The sequence below is a fragment of the Micromonospora rubida genome (genome assembly GCF_009908295.1).
Taxonomy (GTDB): Bacteria; Actinomycetota; Actinomycetes; order Mycobacteriales; family Micromonosporaceae; genus Micromonospora; species Micromonospora rubida.
Window position 1 is genome coordinate 497830 of sequence record NZ_JAAALO010000004.1, and the last position, 17426, is coordinate 515255.

The window sequence follows — 17426 nt, forward strand, 5'->3', positions numbered from 1 at the left end:
GCAGTCGCGGTTTGACATGTTCCGCCGGCTGCCGGGGCGTGCTCAGAGAGTGAGTTACGGTTCGTCGAGTTACTAAACTCGTAGGAGCGGGTCGAGCGGGAGAGCGGATGACTTGGCCGGTCGCCGTCCTGTTCACCTCCTCGCGGGGAAAGCTGCTGAACGACACCTACTGGTCACAGTTGTGGGCGGACTGGCGCGAGGCTGCCGGATGGCCGAAGGAAGGCACCTTCCACTCCCTGCGCCACTTCTTCGCCACGACGCTGATGAGCAACGGTGTCGAGCCACAGGAGGTGCAGAAGGCGCTGAGGCATGCCAACCTGCGAATCACGCTGGAGATCTACGTTCACTGGCTGCCGAAGAAGGACCGGCCGCGCGGCCTGGTCGGCAACCTCCTGCGGCAAGCAGACGGCAAGCTGCCGAAGCATCCCACCGGTCAAGATCAAACCTGAGCTGTGCCCTGGTTGTGCCGGATGAGCTTCAGCCGGAGTTCTTGCAGCTCAGAGTGGGTACGTGGTGGGCCGCCTGGGACTCGAACCCAGAACCTAAGGATTAAAAGTCCTCAGCTCTACCATTGAGCTAACGGCCCGCCGTACCAGGCTACCGGAACCCCGCTTCTGGGGCCGGCTGGGAGGGTTTCCCTGTCAGGTCAGGCCGGTGCGGACAGTGGACGCCGCCGGGCCGGGCATCGCCCGTGCCGGTTGGCGGCTCAGCCCTGCACCAGCAGCGCGTGTCGATATACGCCCGGTGTGTACACGCGGGGTATACCCTCGGGGTATGGTCTCGGCATGAGTGTTCCCATGACCCTTCTCGGCCTGCTCGAACGCGAGCCCAGCCACGGCTACGACCTGAAGCGCGACTACGACACCTTCTTCAACCGGAGCAAGCCGCTGCCGTTCGGCCAGGTCTACTCGACCCTCGGTCGGCTCGCCCGCGACGGCAAGATCGTGGTCGGCGAGGTCGAGCCGGGCGTAGGTCCGGAGCGCAAGCGCTACGTCATCACCGAACGGGGTGCGACCGAGGTCGAGTCCTGGCTGACCGAGCCGGTCGAGGCCGAGCCCAACCTGCAGACGGTGCTGTTCACCAAGGTCGTGCTGGCGCTCATGCTCAACCGCCCCGCCGAGGAGTACCTCGACATTCAGCGCGCTGCGCACCTGCGGCGGATGAAGGATTTCACCGAGGTCAGGCGCAGCGGCGACCTGGTCGACGCCATGTTGGCCGACCACGGCCTGTTCCACCTGGAAGCCGACCTGCACTGGATCGACACCACGGTCGCCCGGTTGGACGCCCTCCGAAAGGTGGTCCGGCGATGAAGGCGATCGAGGCGCGGGACGTCGTCCTGTCCTTCGGCGAGACCCTGGCGTTGCGGGGCGCCAGCATCTCGGTGGCTCCGGGCGAGATCGTCGCCATCATGGGCCCGAGCGGCTCCGGGAAGTCCACCCTGCTGCACTGCCTGGCCGGGATCCTGGTGCCGGACTCCGGCGAGATCCACTTCGACGGCCGCCGGATCGACACCTTGAACGAGAACCAGCGCAGCGTCCTGCGCCGGGACCATTTCGGGTTCGTGTTCCAGTTCGGTCAGCTCGTGCCGGAGTTGACCGCCGAGGAGAACGTCGCCCTGCCGCTGCTGCTCGGCGGCGTCAAGCGGGCCGCCGCGCTCAAGGAGGCGCGGCCCTGGTTCGAGCGGCTCGGCCTCGCCGGGCTGGAGCGGCGCCGGTCAGGTGAGCTGTCCGGTGGGCAGGCGCAGCGGGTCGCTCTGGCCCGTGGCCTGGTCGCCCGGCCCGGGGCGCTGTTCGCCGACGAGCCGACCGGGGCCCTCGACTCGCTGACCGGCGAGCAGGTCATGGATCTCCTGGTCTCCTCGGCGCGTGAGCAGGGCACCACCGTCGTTCTCGTCACCCACGAGGCCCGCATCGCCGCGTGCGCCGACCGGCAGGTCATCGTGCGCGACGGCAAGGTGAACGCGCTGGTGCACTCATGATCCGGTTCGCGGTACGACTGTCCGTGGCCGGCGGGCGCGAAGCCGCCACCCGGCTCGTCATCATCGCCACCGCAGTGGCGCTCGGCGTCGGCATGCTCCTGACGGCGCTCGCCGGCATGAACGCGGTCGGCACGCAGAACGAGCGGTACGCCTGGCTCAACACCACCGTTGCGCCAGCGTCGGCCGACCCGTCGGCCGACCCGATGTGGTGGCTGGCCCGCAAGGACTACTACCGTGGCGGGTCCATCGGCCGGGTCGAGGTCGCGGCGCTGGGCCCGGACGCGCCCGTTCCGCCGGGCATCCCGCACCTGCCCGGACCGGGCGAGTTCTACGTCTCGCCCGCCCTCGGCGAGCTGCTGCGGACCTCGCCGGCCGTGGAACTCGGGGACCGCTTCCCCGGCCGCGAGATCGGTACGATCGGCCGGTCGGCGCTGCCTTCCCCCGAATCCCTGCTGATCGTCATCGGCCGTACCCCGGCCGAACTGGAGCAGTTGGGGGCCCGGCAGGTCACCCAGATCATGACCACCTCCCCAAGCGACTGCAACGGCTGCTACGTCGGCGTCAGCGGCGACGGCATGGCACTCGTGCTCTCCGTCACCGCCGCCGCACTGCTCTTCCCGGTGCTCATCTTCATCGCCACCGCGACCCGGCTGGCCGCGGCCCGCCGGGAGCAGCGCTTCGCCGCGATGCGGCTGATCGGGGCGACACCACGGCAGATCACCCTCATCTCGGCCGTGGAGTCCACAGTCGCCGCCCTGGCGGGCACAGTCGTCGGGTTCGGCCTGTTCCTCGCGTTCCGGCCGGGACTCGCCGCGATCCCGTTCACCGGCGAACCATTCTTCGCCGCCGACCTGTCACTCAACGTCATCGACGTCGTGTTGGTCGCGGTCGGTATCCCGCTCGCTGCGGTCGTGGCCTCCTGGCTGGCGCTGCGCCGGGTGCAGATCTCGCCGCTGGGCGTGAGCCGACGCGTCACCCCGAAGCCGCCACGCGCCTGGCGGATGATCCCGCTGGTCGCCGGGCTCGCCGAGCTGACCTACTTCATCGGCCGGCGCCCCGACACGACCAACGGCCAGCTCACCGCGTACCTCTCCGGATTCCTGCTGATCCTGGTCGGACTGATGCTGGCCGGGCCCTGGCTGACCATGATCGGCGCCCGGGTGCTCGCCGGACGGGCGAGCCGGCCCGCCACGCTCATCGCCGGACGGCGTCTCGCCGACAATCCGCAGGCCGGCTTCCGGTCCGTCGGTGGGCTGATCGTGGCGCTGTTCGTGGCCAGTGTGGCGACCGGCACGATCACCACGTTTGTCGCCAACCGCGGCGCACCGCGCACCGACTCGGTGGCCGCGACCTCACTCGCGAAGAGGTTCTTTCCCGAGGACGGCCCTGCGCCGACCAAGGAGCAGATTCCGGCGGGACTCGCGACGATCCCCGGCGTACGCAGTGTGACCTTGGTGCGCCTCAACCCCGACGCCTCCGATTCCGGCGGATGGCCCGGCTTGATCACGTGCGCCGAGCTGGACCGCCTGGCGGTGTTCGGCAGTTGTCCCTCCGGCGCTCAGGTTGCGTCCGTGTACCCCGACCTCATCGGCCCGCGCGCGTTCGACCTGACCAGCGATCCGTACGTCTGGGAAGCCGCCGGCATCGCCCCCACGGAGGTCGACCGGCAGCCGATCCTGTCGGTGGTCGTCGACACGACCAGCCGTTCCGCCTTCGAGCAGGCCCGGACGCTGCTGGTGAATGCGCTTCCGGCCGGGCGCTTTCCGGCGAGCGTCGGCGAATGGGAGGCGGACTCCGCGCAGCAGATGGTGCAGTTCCAGCAGCTGGCCAACGTGGTCATGCTGGCCAGCCTGCCGATCGCGGGCTGCAGCCTGGCGGTGAGCATCGCCGGCGGGCTGAGTGACCGGAAGCGGCCGTTCAGCATGCTGCGGCTCACCGGGGTGCAGCTGCGCACACTGCGCCGGGTGGTCGCGCTGGAAACCGTCGTGCCGCTGCTGACCGTCTCCGTGGTGGCGATCGGGATGGGGTTCCTGGCCGCGCAGCTCTTCCTGCGGGCGCAACTGCACTACACGCTGGTACCGCCGGGCCTGTCGTTCTACCTCATAGCCGTCGGAGGGCTGGCGGTGTCGCTGGGAATCATCGCCTCGACGCTGCCGCTGCTGCGCCGGATCACCGGCCCGGAGGCGGCCCGGAACGAGTGAGCCACGCTCCCCGTCACACCGACCTCACTGGGGCTGGGCGATGGTGGCGCCGCTGACGGTGTCCACATACCACCGTTGGTACTGCTCCGGCGGCCATCCGCGCTGCCGGACGAGCCAGTCGAAGTTGCGGACGTCCTGGGCCAACCAGAGGATGTCGGCCACCTGTTCGACGTCCAGGTCGGGGCGGAGGGCTCCCGTGCCGACGAGTTCAGCGGCGAACATGGCCATGCCACGGCGGCGCTCGTCGATGTTCTTGCGCCAGATCTCGGCGGCGTCCGGGTCGGCCGTGGCCGCTCCGGCCAGCGCGAGCATCACCTGGGCCTGCCGGGCGTTGACCTCGACCAGATGGCGGGCGTAGCGGGCGAGCTTGGCGCGGGGGTCGGCGAGCGCGCGGATCTCGGCGACGAAGGGCCGGTCGGGCAGGGCCACCGGTTCGTCGTCGCCGGCCAGGGTGACGTCAACCAGTTGGGAGAGCAGTTGGCGCTTGCTGCCGAACACCGCGTACAGCGTCTGGACGGCGACGCCGGCCTCCGCGGCGACGACGGTCAGTGGCGTGGCCGCGTAGCCGGGGTCGACGAACAGCCGGCCGGCCGCTTCGAGGATTGCTCGCCGGGTCTGTCGGGACTGCTCCTGCCGCCGGGACGAGTCATAGCGCCTCTTGACAACCACGGTTCGAGTGTAGTGCTCTATTGGATAGAATCCCACTCTATCGAAAGGGCGCGGCCATGCCGTTCGGTGTGTTGCAGGAGATGCCCGGCGTCAGCGAGGCGGAGTACCGGCAGGTGGAGCGACACCTCGGACCGGACCGGCCGCCGGGGCTCGTCGCCCACGTCGCCGGCCCGACCGAGGGCGGCTGGCGGATCATCAACATCTGGCAGGACGAGGCCGCGTTCCGCCGGTTCCAGTCCGAACGGCTGGTCCGGGCCGCAGGCCTGGCGGCGCAGGAGGACGGCTTCGACCCGGCGAAGGCGGCCGGCTTCCGATCGGTGAGCGTCGACGGCGCCGAGATGCCGTTCTGATGGCCGACGCCGCCACCCTGCGGTCCCGCAACGCCGCCTTCTGGGCGGGCGCGGCAGCCGGCTGGATCCGCCACGCCGATCGGCAGGACGAGCTCGGTCGACCGCTGGGCGCACCGGCCATGGATCGGATGGCCGCTCGGCCGGGCGAACGGATCCTCGATGTGGGCTGCGGCTGTGGCGGCACCACGGCCGAACTCGCCGGGGCGGTCGGCGAGACCGGCGCGGCGGTCGGCATCGACATCGCCGAGGCGATGGTGACCGCCGCCCGGCAACGGTTCCCCACCGATCGGTACCCGGGTATCCGGTTCCACGCGGCCGACATCGAGACACTCGACGTCGTGCCGGGGGCACCGTTCGACGCGGCGTACTCGCGGATGGCCCTGATGCTGTTGGCGGATCCGGTCGCCGGCTGCACCGCGATCCGGCGGTCGCTACGCCCGGGAGGGCGCCTCGCCGCGACCGTCTTCCGCGACGGCGGCGTCAACCCGTGGATGTCCGCGGCGCTGCTCGGCGCAGCGCCACACCTCGGGCCGTTGCCATCGCTGCCGGTGGGCGACGAGCCCGGTCCGTTCTCCTTCGCCGAGCCGGCGCGGCTCGCCCGGGTCCTCACCGTCGCCGGCTTCACCGCCGTCACGATCACGTCGTGTGACGTCGAGATGGATGCTCCGGACGACGCCGATGCCGTGGCCGAATGGCTTGTCGAGATCGGCCCCGCCGGTGCCGCGTACCGGGCGGCTCCGCCTGCGGGGCGGGCTTCGGCCCGGGCGGGGGCAGCCCGGCTGCTCGACCGGTTTCGTGAACCCGGCGTCGGCTACCGGCTGCCCGCCGGCCTGTGGCTCGTCACCGCGATCGCCTCCAGGGCTGATGGCGAGTCACGCGTTCCACCCCTCCGCTGACGAGCCCTCCGCTGCGGCCCGACCGCCGGTCACCAACCACCGACAACCACGTCAGGACGGGAACCGATGAGAACGATCCGAATGGTCGCGCCGACCCTCTGTCTTGTGCTCGCCCTGACGGCGTGTGCCGACGCCGATGCGCCCGAGCCCTCCGGGGCGGCGGCACCGGGCACCCCCGCAGCAGCCGACGCCGCGTCCAGCGCGGCCGGATCCGCTCCGGCCGGTGGCTCGACGCCGGTGTCGGCGAAGGAGGTGTGTGCCTACCTGGACGGCCAGTTGCCGACGCTGAGGGGGATCGGGTCCGAGACGGGCACGATGGCCAACCTCACCGTGAACCTCTATTCCTGGTACGAGAAGCAGGGTGCCGTGCCGACCGGCCGTCAGATCGACGACCAGACCCGGCAGGAATGCCCGGCGACCCGGACCGAGGTGCTCGAACTCGCCGGTATGGAGAGCTTCGAACGTTTGTAGCCGCCACGAGCGGGCGGTCAACGGCCGCGGCGCATGACGGACGGCGAATCCGGGTATGGTGCGGTGTGTCGGTGTCGTCGGGCTTTCGCCAGTAATCGAGACACTGATCGGGCCCAGGGCGAGCGCCGGGTCTGTCACGAGGTCGTCGGCACGAGATGCCGGGCGACCTGATCTGCCTCTCTTTCGAAAGACAGGACTACCGCATGGCATCGAATGCTAACGATCAACCGACGTTTTTCTTCGCCACGGCGAGCACCGACGGGCTCGACGGTCCGGGCGTGACCTTCGACGGCAGCGAGGAGGCGATGCGGCGACTGCGCCATCCGTTCGCGGTGCAGCAGACCCAGCCGCCGGCGGGCCGTAACCCGGAGCAGCGCGCCTGATCCGGTGGCGGCGCCACGACATACCCACCGCAGTCCGGGTAGCACCGCGCCGGCCCGCTGTCGGCCGTTGTGCCTGCCCCGGGCGCCGGTGCTCTCAGTCGGCCGGGCGTAGCCGGCCTGCCTCCCTGCCCTGGGCGTCGAGCAGCACCAAAGCCTCACCGTCCAGACCTGCTCGCCGGGTCGTCCGGAGCCAGCTCCAGACCGGGACCTGGTCGGGGCACCCGATCTTCGTGACGGGCCCGGTGGTGGCGAGTAGCGCGCCCCCGGTCGCGGTGATCCACCGGCCACCTCCGCCGTTGCAGCCGTCGGACCCGCGCCACTCTCCGTCTGTCGTGAACTCCAGGTACGCCCCCCGGTGTCCGACGGCGGGCGTCCAGCGGCCGGTCAGTCGGTGCTGGTCGGCGGGGTTCAGCGTCGGCGGTAGGGCGGCGGCCGGAGCGAGGGCGCGTCGGGCCTCGTCGGTTACCGTCGGCGGTTCCAGCAGGGAGGCCGCCATGTCCGGCCCGGCGGTCGGCGTCGCGCCGGGGAGCAGCCGGGCGACCGGCTGCGCCAGGTTGTCCAGGAGCACCGGCCGCCCCGAGCCGTCGATTCGATACGCGGTCACGCGCCGCAGCCAGCCGGGGGTGTCCTGGCTGACCCGCTTGCAGTCGGGAGTGCCCTCGACGGCGGCGCTGACTGTGGAGTTCACCTCCGCGAGGAAGTTCCCGTCGGTGTCGGCCCGCCAGGACCCGCGCAGGATGCCGCAGCGGCTGCCCACGAGGTACAGCTCGTGATCAGCGAGCCGCAGGATCGTGCCCACGCCGGGGTCGGCGAGGTCGGCGATCGTCCAGGAACCGATCAGCCCTTCCGGCGCCGACGGCCCCGAGGATTCGTTGGCAGCCGGGCCCGGCCCGAGGTCTGCGGCCCCCGGCCCGGTCTGCCCGTCACACCCGGTGAGTAGTACACCGCACGCGACCATCGCCGCGAGGTAGCCCCGATTCGCCATCCCAGCCCCCGGTCCTCTCCGCTTCTACCGTCGTTCCACTGCTCAGACGGTACGGATTGAGAGGCGGTTCCACCTCCGTCGGCGTCGGCTGGGTGGGGCCGACGCTGCGACGGTCACACGGGGGATGACGTGGTCGGGAACGGCGTCACGTCCGATGCGTCATGGGTGAGTCAGGCCGATGATGGCGGCCAGGCGGGTCACGTCGGCACCGGCGGGACCGTCGCGGAGCAGGGCGGTCAGCACCGTACGGGCGGCGGGGCGGATGCGGGTCTCGGCGGGGGCGATCTGGTCGGCGGTGACCAGGGCGTGGCCGGCGGCACGCGAGTTGCCGGAGCCGAGGTGGATGCGGGCCATGTCGATCAGGTGGGCCGCCCGGTGTTCGGCGGGGAGCCGGTTCCAGGCATCCCCGGTGGCGGCGCGCTTGTGGATGATGACGGCCTGGTGGGGGTCCCCGAGGTCGGCGGTGATGAGGGCACGGGCGAGGGCGACCACTGTTGGGCCGTACTCGATGTCGTCGTTGTCGCGGTCGGGGCGGTGGCCGGGGCGTCGGCGAGGCGGGTGGCGTGGTCGATGAGGTCGCCGGCGGCGGCCGAGTCGGTGCGGGCGGCGGCGAGAGCGGCCTCGACCAGCAGGGTTCCGGCCAGGGCGAGGTGGTCCGGCGGGAAGTCGTGGGACGGGTGCGGGGCGAGTCGGCGCACGGCGGTGCTGGCGGCGATCAGCGCGAGCTGGCCTTCTTCCAGGGCGCGTAGCGCCTGGACCAGGGGGATCGTCGCAACTGCCGTGCGTCGGGGGTCACCGGCGGCGGTGGCCATCGCCCGGTCGGCGGCCAGCCATGCCAGGTTCGCCTCGCCGAGTTTCACCAGCATCTGAGCGGCGAGCCGATACATGCGCACCAGCAGGTCGGCGGCGCGCGCCGAACCGGTCGGTGCCCCGTGTTCGCGGGCCTGACGGGCGTCGGCGAGCAGGTCGGGCAGCATCCGCAACACCTGCGAGTGATCAGCGCGCCGGTACGCCAGCCACGCGTACGTCACCCGGCGGTCCAGCTCCTCAAGCGACCTCGGCGGTCGCCAGCCGGCCTCGCCGGGGCCGGGGGTGTGGTAGCAGGCGAGCGCCGCTCGGACCCGTTCGACGGCAGCGGCGACGCCCGCGACCAGCTCGCCTCGCCGGGCCTCCCGGGCGAGCAGCACCTCCGGGGCGACGCCGAGGACCGCGGCGACCGTTTCGAGGACCGAGATCCGATCGAGGGTACGCAGACCGCGCTCGACCTTGTCCACCCAACTCTTCGACCGGCCGACCCGGCTGGCGAAGATCTGCTGGGTCATTCCCCGTCGGGTACGCAACTGGGCCACCCGCCGCCCGATCGGCGGCTGCCCGCTGTTGCGCCGGTTCGGCCCGTTCATCGGTCCTCCGTGTGGTGCATGGCCTCAGTGGACGCGCCGCAGCGCGGGCACCACCTCGACTTGACCCGGAACGCGAGGATCCCGAGCAGGAACCCCGGCACCAGGCCGCCGAACACGATCGACACGGTCTCGGCAATCACAAGCAGTCTCGCCCTTCTGGTGGAGGCCGGCGGCGGGCGTTGCCGCGCCTGCGGCGCTCCCGGCCGTTGGTGTGTCCAGCAGCCTGCACACGCTGCGGAGTTGATCGGTGGTGCGCTGTAGTCAGACTTGCGCATCAAGTGATGGAGCACAAGCCCCATGAATAAGATCAAAGCCGGATATGCAGGCGAGCCGGGGCAGACGAGCTAGCGGGTTTGGTGCAGAATCACGACATGCCTCGATTCACGCCAGCGACTCCCCGCTCTCGACGGCTCGGCCGGGAGCTGCGCAAGATCCGCGAGACCAAGGGTCTTACCGGCGAGGAGACAGCGAAGCTCGTCCGCTGCTCCTCGTCACGGATCAGCCGGATCGAATCCGGCGAGATCAAGCCTCGTGCCGGCGACGTCATGGAATTGCTGGTCGCGTACGGCATCAGGATCGACGAGGAGCCCGGCACGTCGCTGCTGGAACAGGCGCGCGACCTGCGCGAGGAAGGGTGGTGGCAGCGTCTCGGCGGCCGGTACGCGACGTACATCGCCTACGAGGAGGAGGCCGCCGAGCTGAAGAACTTCGAGCCGATGTTGGTGCCGGGGCTGTTGCAGACCGAGCGGTACGCCCGCGAGGTCAACACCATCGGCCGCGAGTCCGACAAGGACACCATCAACCAGCGAGTTGCCGCCCGGATGACCCGACAGGAGGTGCTGCACCGGCAGCCGACGCCGCTGCGGATGCACGCCATCCTGTCCGAGGCAGCCGTGCGCACGGAGGTCGGCGGCCCGGATGTCCTACGCGAGCAGCTTGACCACCTGGTCACGCTGAGCCGACTGCCCAACGTCACGATCCAGGTCCTCCGCTTCGAGGCCGGCGCGCACCTGGCGGACAGCAGCGGTTTCGCCCTGCTGACTTTTGAGCAGGACGATCCACCGCTCGGCTACATCGAAACCCTGGCCGGGGAGCTGTTCCTCGAATCGAACCGCGACCTGGCGCGGCTCGCAGCCGCGTACGACAATCTAAGGATGCTGGCCATGTCACCGGCCGAATCCGTAAAGTGCGTCGTCAAGGAGCTGAGCAAGCATGGAACGCAACACTTGGCGTAAGTCGAGCCGCTCGGGCAGCAACGGTCAGTGCGTCGAGGTGCGCGACCGGGGCGCTCGGGTCGACGTACGCGATTCCAAGGCCCCCACCACCGGGACGCTGAGCTTCGACCCGGCCGCGTGGACCGCCTTCACCGGCAGCCTCAAGGCCGACAACGTCCGCGCGTAGCTGACTCACCCGTCCCGGCGGCCCTCTCTGAACAGGGAGGCCGCACCGGGATCGCACCGCATCTCGACGCCGCCGACGAATGTGAGGGCGACATGCGCCGACGGGCGTTGCTCACACTGCTCGGTTCCGCCCTGACCTCACCGGCCCACGAGTGGCTGATCGCCCAGCCGCCGCAAAGCGTCGCCTCGGCCGCCGGCCGACCGCTCTCCGCTGAGGTCGTCGACCACCTGGACGCCGTAACGGCGAGCCTGCGACGTATGGACGACCACCTCGGCAGCGGGCAGACCCTCGGCCTGGTCCGCCAACACCTCAGCACCGTTGTCGGAGCGCTGCGCGATCGCCGCTACACCGACACCGTTGGCCGGCGACTGCACGCTACGGCCGGTGAGTTGCTGCGCCTCGCCGGCTGGCTCTCCTTCGACGGCGGTCACCACAGCCAAGCGCAGCGGTTTTGGATCGCGGGCCTCTACCAGGCCCAGACCGCCGGCGATCGCGGACTTGGCGCGAACCTTCTTGGCTTCATGTCCTGTCAGGCCAAGGACCTCGGACAGCTCCGGCAATCCGTCACCCTTGCCGAAACCGCGCGGGCGAGTTACCCGGCCACGAGTCCGAAGGTCGCGGCCATCCTCGACCTGCGGGCCGCCGAGGCGTATGCCAACAGCGGGTCGACGACTGATACCCGCCGCGCCCTCGACAGCGCCTTCGGCAGACTCACCGACAGCGGCCCCCAGCACGGTGACCCCGACTGGGCGTACTGGATCAATGAGGCGCAGGCCCAGGCGCAAGCCGGCTACTGCTACGTCAAACTCGAAGACTGGCCACGGGCCCGCGAGCATCTACGAGCAGCGCTGCGGTTGCAGGGTGACGAGTGCACCCGCGAGGGCGCACTGCGGAACGCCCTTCTCGCCACCACCTACGTTCGGCAGCAATCCGCCGACCTGGATCGGGCGCTTGCCCTCGGTGACCAGGCCGTTGAGACCCTCACCGGCCAGGTCACCTCCGCGCGGTGCGTCAAACACGTACGCAACTTGGTCGGCAACCTGACGCCGTACCGACGTACGCCTGCCGTCCGACAGTTCTGTCAGGACGCAAAAGATCTCATCAGTACCTGACCACGCTATGTCAGCAGTGGGGCCGAGAATGGATCAAGGGGTGAGTAGGCATGGAGCAGAACCGCTGGCGTAAGTCGAGCCGGTCTGGCGGCAACGGTCAGTGCGTCGAGGTGCGCGACCGGGGCGCTCGGGTCGACGTACGCGACTCCAAGGCCCCCGCCACCGGGATGCTGAGCTTCGGCCCGGCCGCGTGGAGCGCCTTCACCGGCAGCCTCAAGACCGACAGCACCCGCCCATAACTCGCACCTACCTGACGGTCGCGGCGAACAGGCGACCCGGGGGATTCACGACCGGCGCAACGGGTACCGGCCAGGCATGCGGATCGTGGTGGTGGGTGCGAGCGGGAACGCCGGGACCGCGCTGGTGCGCCGGCTGCTCCGGGAGCGGGACGTGGAGCTGGTCGGGGTGGCCCGCCGGCTGCCCGGCCCGGGGGCCGGCGAGCCGTACGACCGGCTGGAGTGGCACTCCTGCGACGTCGGGGCGGCGGGCGCGGCCGACCAGTTGGCGGCGGTCTTCGCCGGGGCGGACGCGGTGGTGCACCTGGCCTGGCAGATCCAGCCCAGCCACGACCAGCGGGCGCTGCACCGGACCAACGTCGGCGGCAGTCGGGCCGTGGTCGACGGGGTGCTCCGCGCGAAGGTGCCCGCCCTCGCGTACGCCTCCTCCGTGGGCGCGTACGCCTCCGGCCCGAAGGACCACCCGGTCAGCGAGCGCTGGCCGGTGACCGGGGTGCCCGGCTCGTCGTACAGCCGGGACAAGGCGGAGGTGGAGGCGCTGCTCGACCGGGTCGAGCGGGAGCATCCGGAGCTGCGGGTGGTGCGGATGCGGCCGGGGCTGATCTTCCAGCGGGACGCCGGCACCGAGATCACCCGCTACTTCCTCGGGCCGCTGGCCCCCGTGCGCCTGCTCCGGTACGGCCGCATCCCGCTGGTGCCCAGCCACCGTCGGCTGCGGATGCAGGCGGTGCACGCCGACGACGTGGCCGACGCGTACGCCCGGGCGCTGCTCGGCGACGCGCGCGGCGCGTTCAACCTGGCGGCCGATCCGGTGCTCACGCCGGAGCTGGTGGCCCGGCACTTCCACGGCTGGACGGTGCCGGTGGCCGCACCGCTGCTGCGCGGCGCGGCCGCGCTGACCTGGCTGGCCCGGCTGCAACCGGTCGACGCCGGCTGGGTGGAGCTGGGCCTGAACGCGCCGCTGATGTCCAGCGCGCGGGCCGAGGCCGAGCTGGGCTGGCAGCCGAGGGTGGACGGGCTGACCGCCCTGCGCGACCTCTTCGCCGGCATGGCCCACGGCGGCCACAGCGGCAGCCCGCCGATGTCCGCCGCCCGGGATCTTCCGGGCCGCCCGGCCGGCCTGCTGAAGGCCCGCCCCGCCGGGCACGGCAACCCGTACTGACCGCCCGTCGCTGCCCCTCCACGCCGGGGGTTCAGGCGTGGGACAGGGCGAAGGCCACCAGGAAGCCCAGCACCGTGATCAGGCCGACCAGCAGGTGGGCGTCCTCGAACGCCTCGGGGACCATGGTGTCGGTGATCATGGCGAGGATCGCGCCGGCCGCCAGCGCGGTGATTGCGGCGAGCACCTCCGGCGGCGCCCCGCCCAGCAGGGTGTGCCCGGCCAGCGCCGCGAGGCCGCTCACCAGGGCGATCCCGGTCCACAGGAGGAAGACGTACCGGCGGGTGCGGCCGGCCCGACGCATCCCCGCCGCGCTGGACAGCCCCTCCGGCACGTTGCTGAGGAACACCGCGATCACCGTGACCGCGCTGACCGTGCCGCCGGTGAGCAGGCTCGCGCCGATCACCACGGACTCGGGGATGCCGTCGAGCAGCGCCCCCACCGCCATCGCCGACCCGGACCCCGGCTGCTCCCCCTCCGAGGGCTGGTCGCCGGAGCGCTTGCGGTGCCGCGCGCCGCGCCGGGCCAGCAGCACGTTCGCCCCGGTGTACGCCAGCGCGCCGCCCGCCGCCCCGATCGCCGTCGGCAGCAGCCCGCCCTGCTCGTGCGCCTCGGCGACCAGCTCGAAGGAGACCGCGGAGAGCAGCACCCCCGCCCCGAAGGCCATGACGGACGCGACGACCCGTCGCGGCACCGGCACGAACCAGCCCAGCGCCGCCCCGACCAGCAGGGCCGACCCGGCCAGCAGACCCCAGCCACCCGCCTGTAACCACTCCGGCATTCGCGGAACGGTACCCGGGGGGCGGGCGGCGAAAACAGGGTCAGAAGTCGGCGTACAGGTAGGGCAGCCGGCGGGGGAAGAGGCGGCGCAGCTCGACGGCGGCGTCGGCCGGCACCTGGCCGAGGCCGCGGACGTCCACCTCCGCCGGGTCCAGCACCCCGTACGCCAGGGCGGAGAGCCCGGCCGCGGTGAGCGTCGCGGTCGGCGCGGCGCCGGTGGCGGAGTCGGGCATCAGCTCCAACCGGCCGGTCGTGCCGTCGAGCAGGTGACTGCCGCCCAGCCAGCGGTCCCCGGTCAGCGCGATCCGGGCCCGGCCGGGCCCGGAGGGGAGGCCGGCCAGCGCGTCCAGCGAGAGCAGCCGGGCCATCGGCGCCGCCGACCCCGGTCGGGCGACCCGGGCCTCGACGTGCACGGCCAGGTCGGTGAGCCACAGCTCGGGCATCTCGTCGGCGGCCACCCGCAGCCGCACCCGGCCGACCTGGTCGACGTGCCGGGCCAGGAACTGAAGGATCAGCGCCCGGGCGTACGGGTCGGCGACCAGCAGGTCGTCGCCGGCCAGCTCGCCACCGTGGTCGTCGATCCGGTACGTCAGGACGCCGACCGTCGCGCCGTCGACCCGGGCGGTGACCAGCCACCGGTCGTCGTCGTCGCGCAGCGACACCGCCCGGGTCTCGGGGAAGAGCGCGAAGCCGTGCCGCTCGGTCAGGCAGCGCTCGGTGAAGGCGCGGTGGGTGGCGTACCCGGTGCCGGTCCGTTCCCAGCTCAGCTCGCCGGGCAGGTCGGCGCGCAGCAGCGGGGCCAGGTCGGCCGGCGTGAAGGTGACCGTGCGGGCCCGGGGCAGCCCGACGTAGCCGAACCGCTCGTAGAACGAGGCGCGGAACGGGTACAACGCGCTCACCAGGTGCCCGTCGTCGCGCATCTCGTCGAGCAGCCGGTGCAGCAGGGCCCGGACGTGCCCACGCCGGCGGGCCAGCGGATGGGTGGCCACCCCGGCGACGCCGGCCATCGGCAGCACCGTCCCGCGCAGGTTCTGCCGCATCGGGATGGCGGAGACCACGGCGAGGGTCTCGCCGCCCTCCTCGGCGACCAGGGTCCGGTTGGCCTCGTTGTACGGCAGGTAACGGCCGAACTCCTCGGCCCGCTCGGGTCGCATCGGCGACGCCTCGAAGGCGTACGCCTGGAGCGGGAAGGACGTGCTGGAGCGCTCGGTATTGGTCACCCGCCGGATATGCATCCCCCATCCCAACCCGCCCGCCGGGCCGGCGCAACCACATTCGCCGGTCGCCGGGGTGGCCCGATTCCGTGGGGGCGGGTCAGCCGACCGGCAGATGCCGCAGGTGCCGGCGGCGACGCAGCCGGACGCTGAACACGGCCGCCACCGCGAGAACCATCCCGACGGTGACCAGCACCCCGTGTACCGAGCCCCGGGCGAGGTACCCGCCGTCGGTGTGGTCCACCGCCCAGGTGGTGATCTCCCGGCTGGACCAGAACGGGGTCAGCTTCGCCCCGGTGCCGGCCGGATCGATCAGCATCTGCACGGTCACGATGACCAGCAGCAACAGGGTGCCCTCCAACTCGCGGGGGAGCAGGGCCCCGATCAGCATGCCCAGCGGCGGCGCGATGGCCACGCAGCAGAGCATCCCGGCGGCCACCCCGCCGTATCGCAGGTTGGGCGCGTCGAACACGACGAGCAGGAAGAACGGCAGGGCGATGGCCAACCCGGCCGCCCACAGGCCGAGCATCCGGCCCAGGTAGAGGTGGCGCGGGCCGTAGCCGGCCAACCGCAGCCGTGGCTCCAGCTCCCGGGCGGCGCTGGTGGCGAAGAGGGCGGCGGTGCTCACCGCCCAGCTGATCCCGAGCATCAGCGAGCGCACCGACTGCCCGACGTAGGCGTCCCGTCGGATCAGGTAGAAGGTGAGCGGCAGCAGCAGCATGAGCGCCAGCACGCCCCGGCGGCGCAGTAGCTCCCGCAGGGTCATCTCGGCGACGGTCAGCATCCGGTTCACGCCCGTCCTCCCCATCCGGCGTCGCCGTCGCGCACCGTCCCGCCCGCCGGGGTGAGGTCGAGGACGAGGTCCACCCGGTCGAGCTGGTTCAGCAGGTGGGTCACCACCACGATCGCTCTGCCGGCGTCGCGTAGTCGGCCGAGCTGATCCCAGAAGTCGACGTACGTGCCGCGGTCGAAGCCCTGGTACGGCTCGTCGAGCAGCAGCACGTCCGGCTCGGTGAGGGTGGACATGGTCAGGTTGAGCTTCTGCCGGGTGCCGCCGGAGAGATGCCGGGTGAGGACGTCACCGGGGGCGTCCCAGCCGAGTTTCCGGGCCGCCGCCCGGCCCGCCCGCCGGGCCGGGCCCCGGGCCAGGCCGCCCCCGGCCCCGACCAGCACGAAGTGCTCGTCGGGGAGGAGGAAGTCGGCGGTGCCGCCCTGCTGTGGGCAGTAGCCGAGCCGGCCGGTGACGGTCACCTCGCCGGCGTCGGGGGAGATCAGGCCGGCGCAGATGCGCAGGAAGGTGCTCTTGCCGCAGCCGTTTGCGCCGACGATCGCCGCGATCTGGCCGGCCCGGACGGTCAGCCCGGCGTCGCGGAGCACGGTGCGCCGGCCGTACCGCTTGGTGATGCCCCGAGCGTGCAGCCGGACCGGGCCCGGGGCCGCCGGGACGGGCGGCGGGGTCGCGCCGATGCTCTCGGCGATGGCGGCGGCGTACCGGCCGGGGAGCCCGAACACGACGGCCGGATCGCCGCCGCCGTCGCGTAGATGGGTGGCGGCCTCCGCGACCACGTGCCGGGCGTCGTCGTCCCGCACCCGCCGTTGGCGCAGCTCGGCCGCGAACGCGCGCAGCCACTCGTCGGCGTTCATCCGTCGACCCTTTCGGTCACTAGGCCGGTCACCGGGGCGACGAAGGCGAGCCAGTCCTGCCCGCCCCGGCGCAGCTCCGCCCGGCCGAGGTCGGTGATCCGGTAGTACTTGCGGGCCGGGCCGGCCGCGCCCTCCCGCCACTGCGCGCTGACCAGTCCCGTGCGTTGCAGGCGCAGCAGCACCGGATAGAGGGTGCCGCCCTGGATGGACCCGATCCCGGCCGCCTCCAGCGCCTGGGCCAGCTGGTAGCCGTACGACTCCCGGTCGCGGAGCAGGCCGAGCACGCAGAGGTCGAGCACGCCCCGCAGCCATTGGCCCCGACGCTCGATGTCCACGCGGAGACACTAGCGGCGCTACCTAGCTTGCACAACTACCTACCTGGTGGCGGCGGGGTCGCACCGGGCCGCCCAGACCGTCCGAGTCGGCCCGATCAGCCCGGTCGGAACACTGAGCCCGGTCGGACCGATCAGCCCGGTCGGACCGATCAGCCCGGTCGGACCGATCAGCCCGGTCGGACCGATCAGCCCGGTCGGACCGATCAGCCCGG

At 71.9% G+C, this 17426-nt stretch carries 23 protein-coding genes and 1 tRNA gene; 13 read left to right on the plus strand and 11 right to left on the minus strand.

The genetic code is table 11. The annotated features are described in order from the left end of the window. The first annotated feature begins 107 nt into the window (after positions 1–107). On the plus strand, positions 108–449 hold the full coding sequence (locus tag GVV04_RS16710; protein ID WP_161688951.1) for a tyrosine-type recombinase/integrase: 342 nt from the start codon (positions 108–110) through the stop codon (positions 447–449). Between the two features lie 62 nt (positions 450–511). On the opposite strand, the gene GVV04_RS16715 is transcribed toward GVV04_RS16710, so the two are convergent. Then, a tRNA-Lys gene (locus GVV04_RS16715) sits at positions 512–586 on the minus strand. 199 nt (positions 587–785) lie between these two features. On the opposite strand from GVV04_RS16715, the gene GVV04_RS16720 reads away from it, so the two are divergent. From GVV04_RS16720 to GVV04_RS16730, 3 genes are read left to right on the plus strand one after another with little or no spacing between them, the layout of a single operon-like run. Next, complete coding sequence (locus GVV04_RS16720; RefSeq protein WP_161688952.1) at positions 786–1310, plus strand: PadR family transcriptional regulator; 525 nt, start codon at positions 786–788, stop codon at positions 1308–1310. Continuing rightward, entirely contained in the window at positions 1307–1978 is a 672-nt protein-coding gene (locus tag GVV04_RS16725) for an ABC transporter ATP-binding protein (protein ID WP_161688953.1), read from the plus strand. Before GVV04_RS16720 ends, GVV04_RS16725 begins: the two co-directional genes overlap by 4 nt. Further along, entirely contained in the window at positions 1975–4179 is a 2205-nt protein-coding gene (locus tag GVV04_RS16730; protein WP_161688954.1) for an FtsX-like permease family protein, read from the plus strand. The genes GVV04_RS16725 and GVV04_RS16730 overlap by 4 nt, the downstream gene beginning before the upstream one ends. A gap of 24 nt (positions 4180–4203) precedes the next feature. On the opposite strand, the gene GVV04_RS34390 is transcribed toward GVV04_RS16730, so the two are convergent. Next, positions 4204–4848 carry a TetR/AcrR family transcriptional regulator gene (locus GVV04_RS34390; protein WP_328822426.1) on the minus strand — a complete coding sequence of 215 codons (645 nt, stop codon included), beginning with the start codon at positions 4846–4848 and terminating at the stop codon, positions 4204–4206. 56 nt (positions 4849–4904) lie between these two features. Between GVV04_RS34390 and GVV04_RS16740 the strand changes: the two genes are divergently transcribed. The 4 genes from GVV04_RS16740 to GVV04_RS16755 all read left to right on the plus strand — a co-directional run bounded on the left by GVV04_RS16740 (position 4905) and on the right by GVV04_RS16755 (position 6948). After that, on the plus strand, positions 4905–5198 hold the full coding sequence (locus GVV04_RS16740; RefSeq protein WP_161688955.1) for a hypothetical protein: 294 nt from the start codon (positions 4905–4907) through the stop codon (positions 5196–5198). Beyond that, positions 5198–6094, plus strand: coding sequence for a class I SAM-dependent methyltransferase (locus GVV04_RS16745; RefSeq protein ID WP_161688956.1), 897 nt, complete (start codon positions 5198–5200; stop codon positions 6092–6094). Before GVV04_RS16740 ends, GVV04_RS16745 begins: the two co-directional genes overlap by 1 nt. 81 nt (positions 6095–6175) lie before the next feature. Then, positions 6176–6565, plus strand: a complete 390-nt coding sequence (locus GVV04_RS16750; protein ID WP_161688957.1) for a hypothetical protein — start codon at positions 6176–6178, stop codon at positions 6563–6565. Between the two features lie 155 nt (positions 6566–6720). After that, complete coding sequence (locus GVV04_RS16755) at positions 6721–6948, plus strand: hypothetical protein (RefSeq protein ID WP_161688958.1); 228 nt, start codon at positions 6721–6723, stop codon at positions 6946–6948. Between the two features lie 94 nt (positions 6949–7042). Here the strand turns inward: GVV04_RS16755 and GVV04_RS16760 are convergent, their stop codons facing one another. From GVV04_RS16760 to GVV04_RS33975, 4 genes are all read right to left on the minus strand, one after another. After that, on the minus strand, positions 7043–7933 hold the full coding sequence (locus GVV04_RS16760; protein ID WP_161688959.1) for an META domain-containing protein: 891 nt from the start codon (positions 7931–7933) through the stop codon (positions 7043–7045). 159 nt (positions 7934–8092) lie between these two features. Continuing rightward, positions 8093–8287: a hypothetical protein gene (locus tag GVV04_RS16765; protein WP_161688960.1), complete on the minus strand. Its 195-nt coding sequence runs from the start codon at positions 8285–8287 to the stop codon at positions 8093–8095. A 5-nt stretch (positions 8288–8292) separates the two neighbouring features. After that, positions 8293–9333 carry a helix-turn-helix domain-containing protein gene (locus tag GVV04_RS16770; RefSeq protein ID WP_161688961.1) on the minus strand — a complete coding sequence of 347 codons (1041 nt, stop codon included), beginning with the start codon at positions 9331–9333 and terminating at the stop codon, positions 8293–8295. Then, the gene (locus GVV04_RS33975) at positions 9330–9458 is read right to left on the minus strand and encodes a hypothetical protein (RefSeq protein WP_268926282.1); all 129 of its coding nucleotides are present in this window, start codon (positions 9456–9458) and stop codon (positions 9330–9332) included. The genes GVV04_RS16770 and GVV04_RS33975 overlap by 4 nt, the downstream gene beginning before the upstream one ends. 246 nt (positions 9459–9704) lie before the next feature. Between GVV04_RS33975 and GVV04_RS16780 the strand changes: the two genes are divergently transcribed. The 5 genes from GVV04_RS16780 (at position 9705) to GVV04_RS16800 (ending at position 13244) form a co-directional block, all read left to right on the plus strand. Further along, complete coding sequence (locus tag GVV04_RS16780; RefSeq protein ID WP_161688963.1) at positions 9705–10568, plus strand: DUF5753 domain-containing protein; 864 nt, start codon at positions 9705–9707, stop codon at positions 10566–10568. Next, positions 10546–10734, plus strand: a complete 189-nt coding sequence (locus GVV04_RS16785) for a DUF397 domain-containing protein (RefSeq protein WP_161688964.1) — start codon at positions 10546–10548, stop codon at positions 10732–10734. The genes GVV04_RS16780 and GVV04_RS16785 overlap by 23 nt, the downstream gene beginning before the upstream one ends. A 92-nt stretch (positions 10735–10826) precedes the next feature. Further along, on the plus strand, positions 10827–11846 hold the full coding sequence (locus GVV04_RS16790; RefSeq protein ID WP_161688965.1) for a tetratricopeptide repeat protein: 1020 nt from the start codon (positions 10827–10829) through the stop codon (positions 11844–11846). A 50-nt stretch (positions 11847–11896) separates the two neighbouring features. Continuing rightward, complete coding sequence (locus GVV04_RS16795; protein ID WP_161688966.1) at positions 11897–12085, plus strand: DUF397 domain-containing protein; 189 nt, start codon at positions 11897–11899, stop codon at positions 12083–12085. Between the two features lie 76 nt (positions 12086–12161). Then, positions 12162–13244 carry an NAD-dependent epimerase/dehydratase family protein gene (locus GVV04_RS16800; protein ID WP_161688967.1) on the plus strand — a complete coding sequence of 361 codons (1083 nt, stop codon included), beginning with the start codon at positions 12162–12164 and terminating at the stop codon, positions 13242–13244. Positions 13245–13275: 31 nt separating this feature from the next. Here the strand turns inward: GVV04_RS16800 and GVV04_RS16805 are convergent, their stop codons facing one another. The 5 genes from GVV04_RS16805 to GVV04_RS16825 form a co-directional block, all read right to left on the minus strand. Beyond that, complete coding sequence (locus tag GVV04_RS16805; RefSeq protein WP_161688968.1) at positions 13276–14022, minus strand: ZIP family metal transporter; 747 nt, start codon at positions 14020–14022, stop codon at positions 13276–13278. A 40-nt stretch (positions 14023–14062) separates the two neighbouring features. Continuing rightward, the gene (locus GVV04_RS16810; protein WP_161688969.1) at positions 14063–15256 is read right to left on the minus strand and encodes a GNAT family N-acetyltransferase; all 1194 of its coding nucleotides are present in this window, start codon (positions 15254–15256) and stop codon (positions 14063–14065) included. A 79-nt stretch (positions 15257–15335) separates the two neighbouring features. Beyond that, positions 15336–16019: an ABC transporter permease gene (locus tag GVV04_RS16815; protein WP_201753705.1), complete on the minus strand. Its 684-nt coding sequence runs from the start codon at positions 16017–16019 to the stop codon at positions 15336–15338. A 5-nt stretch (positions 16020–16024) separates the two neighbouring features. Continuing rightward, a complete protein-coding gene (locus tag GVV04_RS16820; protein ID WP_161688971.1) occupies positions 16025–16879 on the minus strand; it encodes an ATP-binding cassette domain-containing protein in 855 nt (284 codons plus the stop codon). Further along, complete coding sequence (locus tag GVV04_RS16825) at positions 16876–17214, minus strand: PadR family transcriptional regulator (RefSeq protein WP_161688972.1); 339 nt, start codon at positions 17212–17214, stop codon at positions 16876–16878. Before GVV04_RS16825 ends, GVV04_RS16820 begins: the two co-directional genes overlap by 4 nt. Between the last annotated feature and the right edge of the window lie 212 nt (positions 17215–17426).

Excerpts from the sequence above, each read along its gene's own strand:
- GVV04_RS16795 (WP_161688966.1), top strand. The coding sequence starts at position 11,897 with ATGGAGCAGAACCGCTGGCGTAAGTCGAGCCGGTCTGGCGGCAACGGT.
- GVV04_RS16805 (WP_161688968.1), bottom strand. The coding sequence starts at position 14,022 with ATGCCGGAGTGGTTACAGGCGGGTGGCTGGGGTCTGCTGGCCGGGTCG.
- GVV04_RS16755 (WP_161688958.1), top strand. The coding sequence starts at position 6,721 with ATGCCGGGCGACCTGATCTGCCTCTCTTTCGAAAGACAGGACTACCGC.
- GVV04_RS16710 (WP_161688951.1), top strand. The coding sequence starts at position 108 with ATGACTTGGCCGGTCGCCGTCCTGTTCACCTCCTCGCGGGGAAAGCTG.
- GVV04_RS16740 (WP_161688955.1), top strand. The coding sequence starts at position 4,905 with ATGCCGTTCGGTGTGTTGCAGGAGATGCCCGGCGTCAGCGAGGCGGAG.
- GVV04_RS16820 (WP_161688971.1), bottom strand. The coding sequence starts at position 16,879 with ATGAACGCCGACGAGTGGCTGCGCGCGTTCGCGGCCGAGCTGCGCCAA.
- GVV04_RS16720 (WP_161688952.1), top strand. The coding sequence starts at position 786 with ATGAGTGTTCCCATGACCCTTCTCGGCCTGCTCGAACGCGAGCCCAGC.
- GVV04_RS16810 (WP_161688969.1), bottom strand. The coding sequence starts at position 15,256 with ATGCATATCCGGCGGGTGACCAATACCGAGCGCTCCAGCACGTCCTTC.
- GVV04_RS16730 (WP_161688954.1), top strand. The coding sequence starts at position 1,975 with ATGATCCGGTTCGCGGTACGACTGTCCGTGGCCGGCGGGCGCGAAGCC.
- GVV04_RS16800 (WP_161688967.1), top strand. The coding sequence starts at position 12,162 with ATGCGGATCGTGGTGGTGGGTGCGAGCGGGAACGCCGGGACCGCGCTG.
- GVV04_RS16760 (WP_161688959.1), bottom strand. The coding sequence starts at position 7,933 with ATGGCGAATCGGGGCTACCTCGCGGCGATGGTCGCGTGCGGTGTACTA.
- GVV04_RS16765 (WP_161688960.1), bottom strand. The coding sequence starts at position 8,287 with ATGGCCCGCATCCACCTCGGCTCCGGCAACTCGCGTGCCGCCGGCCAC.
- GVV04_RS16725 (WP_161688953.1), top strand. The coding sequence starts at position 1,307 with ATGAAGGCGATCGAGGCGCGGGACGTCGTCCTGTCCTTCGGCGAGACC.
- GVV04_RS16770 (WP_161688961.1), bottom strand. The coding sequence starts at position 9,333 with ATGAACGGGCCGAACCGGCGCAACAGCGGGCAGCCGCCGATCGGGCGG.
- GVV04_RS16785 (WP_161688964.1), top strand. The coding sequence starts at position 10,546 with ATGGAACGCAACACTTGGCGTAAGTCGAGCCGCTCGGGCAGCAACGGT.
- GVV04_RS16780 (WP_161688963.1), top strand. The coding sequence starts at position 9,705 with ATGCCTCGATTCACGCCAGCGACTCCCCGCTCTCGACGGCTCGGCCGG.
- GVV04_RS16815 (WP_201753705.1), bottom strand. The coding sequence starts at position 16,019 with ATGCTGACCGTCGCCGAGATGACCCTGCGGGAGCTACTGCGCCGCCGG.
- GVV04_RS16790 (WP_161688965.1), top strand. The coding sequence starts at position 10,827 with ATGCGCCGACGGGCGTTGCTCACACTGCTCGGTTCCGCCCTGACCTCA.
- GVV04_RS16745 (WP_161688956.1), top strand. The coding sequence starts at position 5,198 with ATGGCCGACGCCGCCACCCTGCGGTCCCGCAACGCCGCCTTCTGGGCG.
- GVV04_RS16750 (WP_161688957.1), top strand. The coding sequence starts at position 6,176 with ATGGTCGCGCCGACCCTCTGTCTTGTGCTCGCCCTGACGGCGTGTGCC.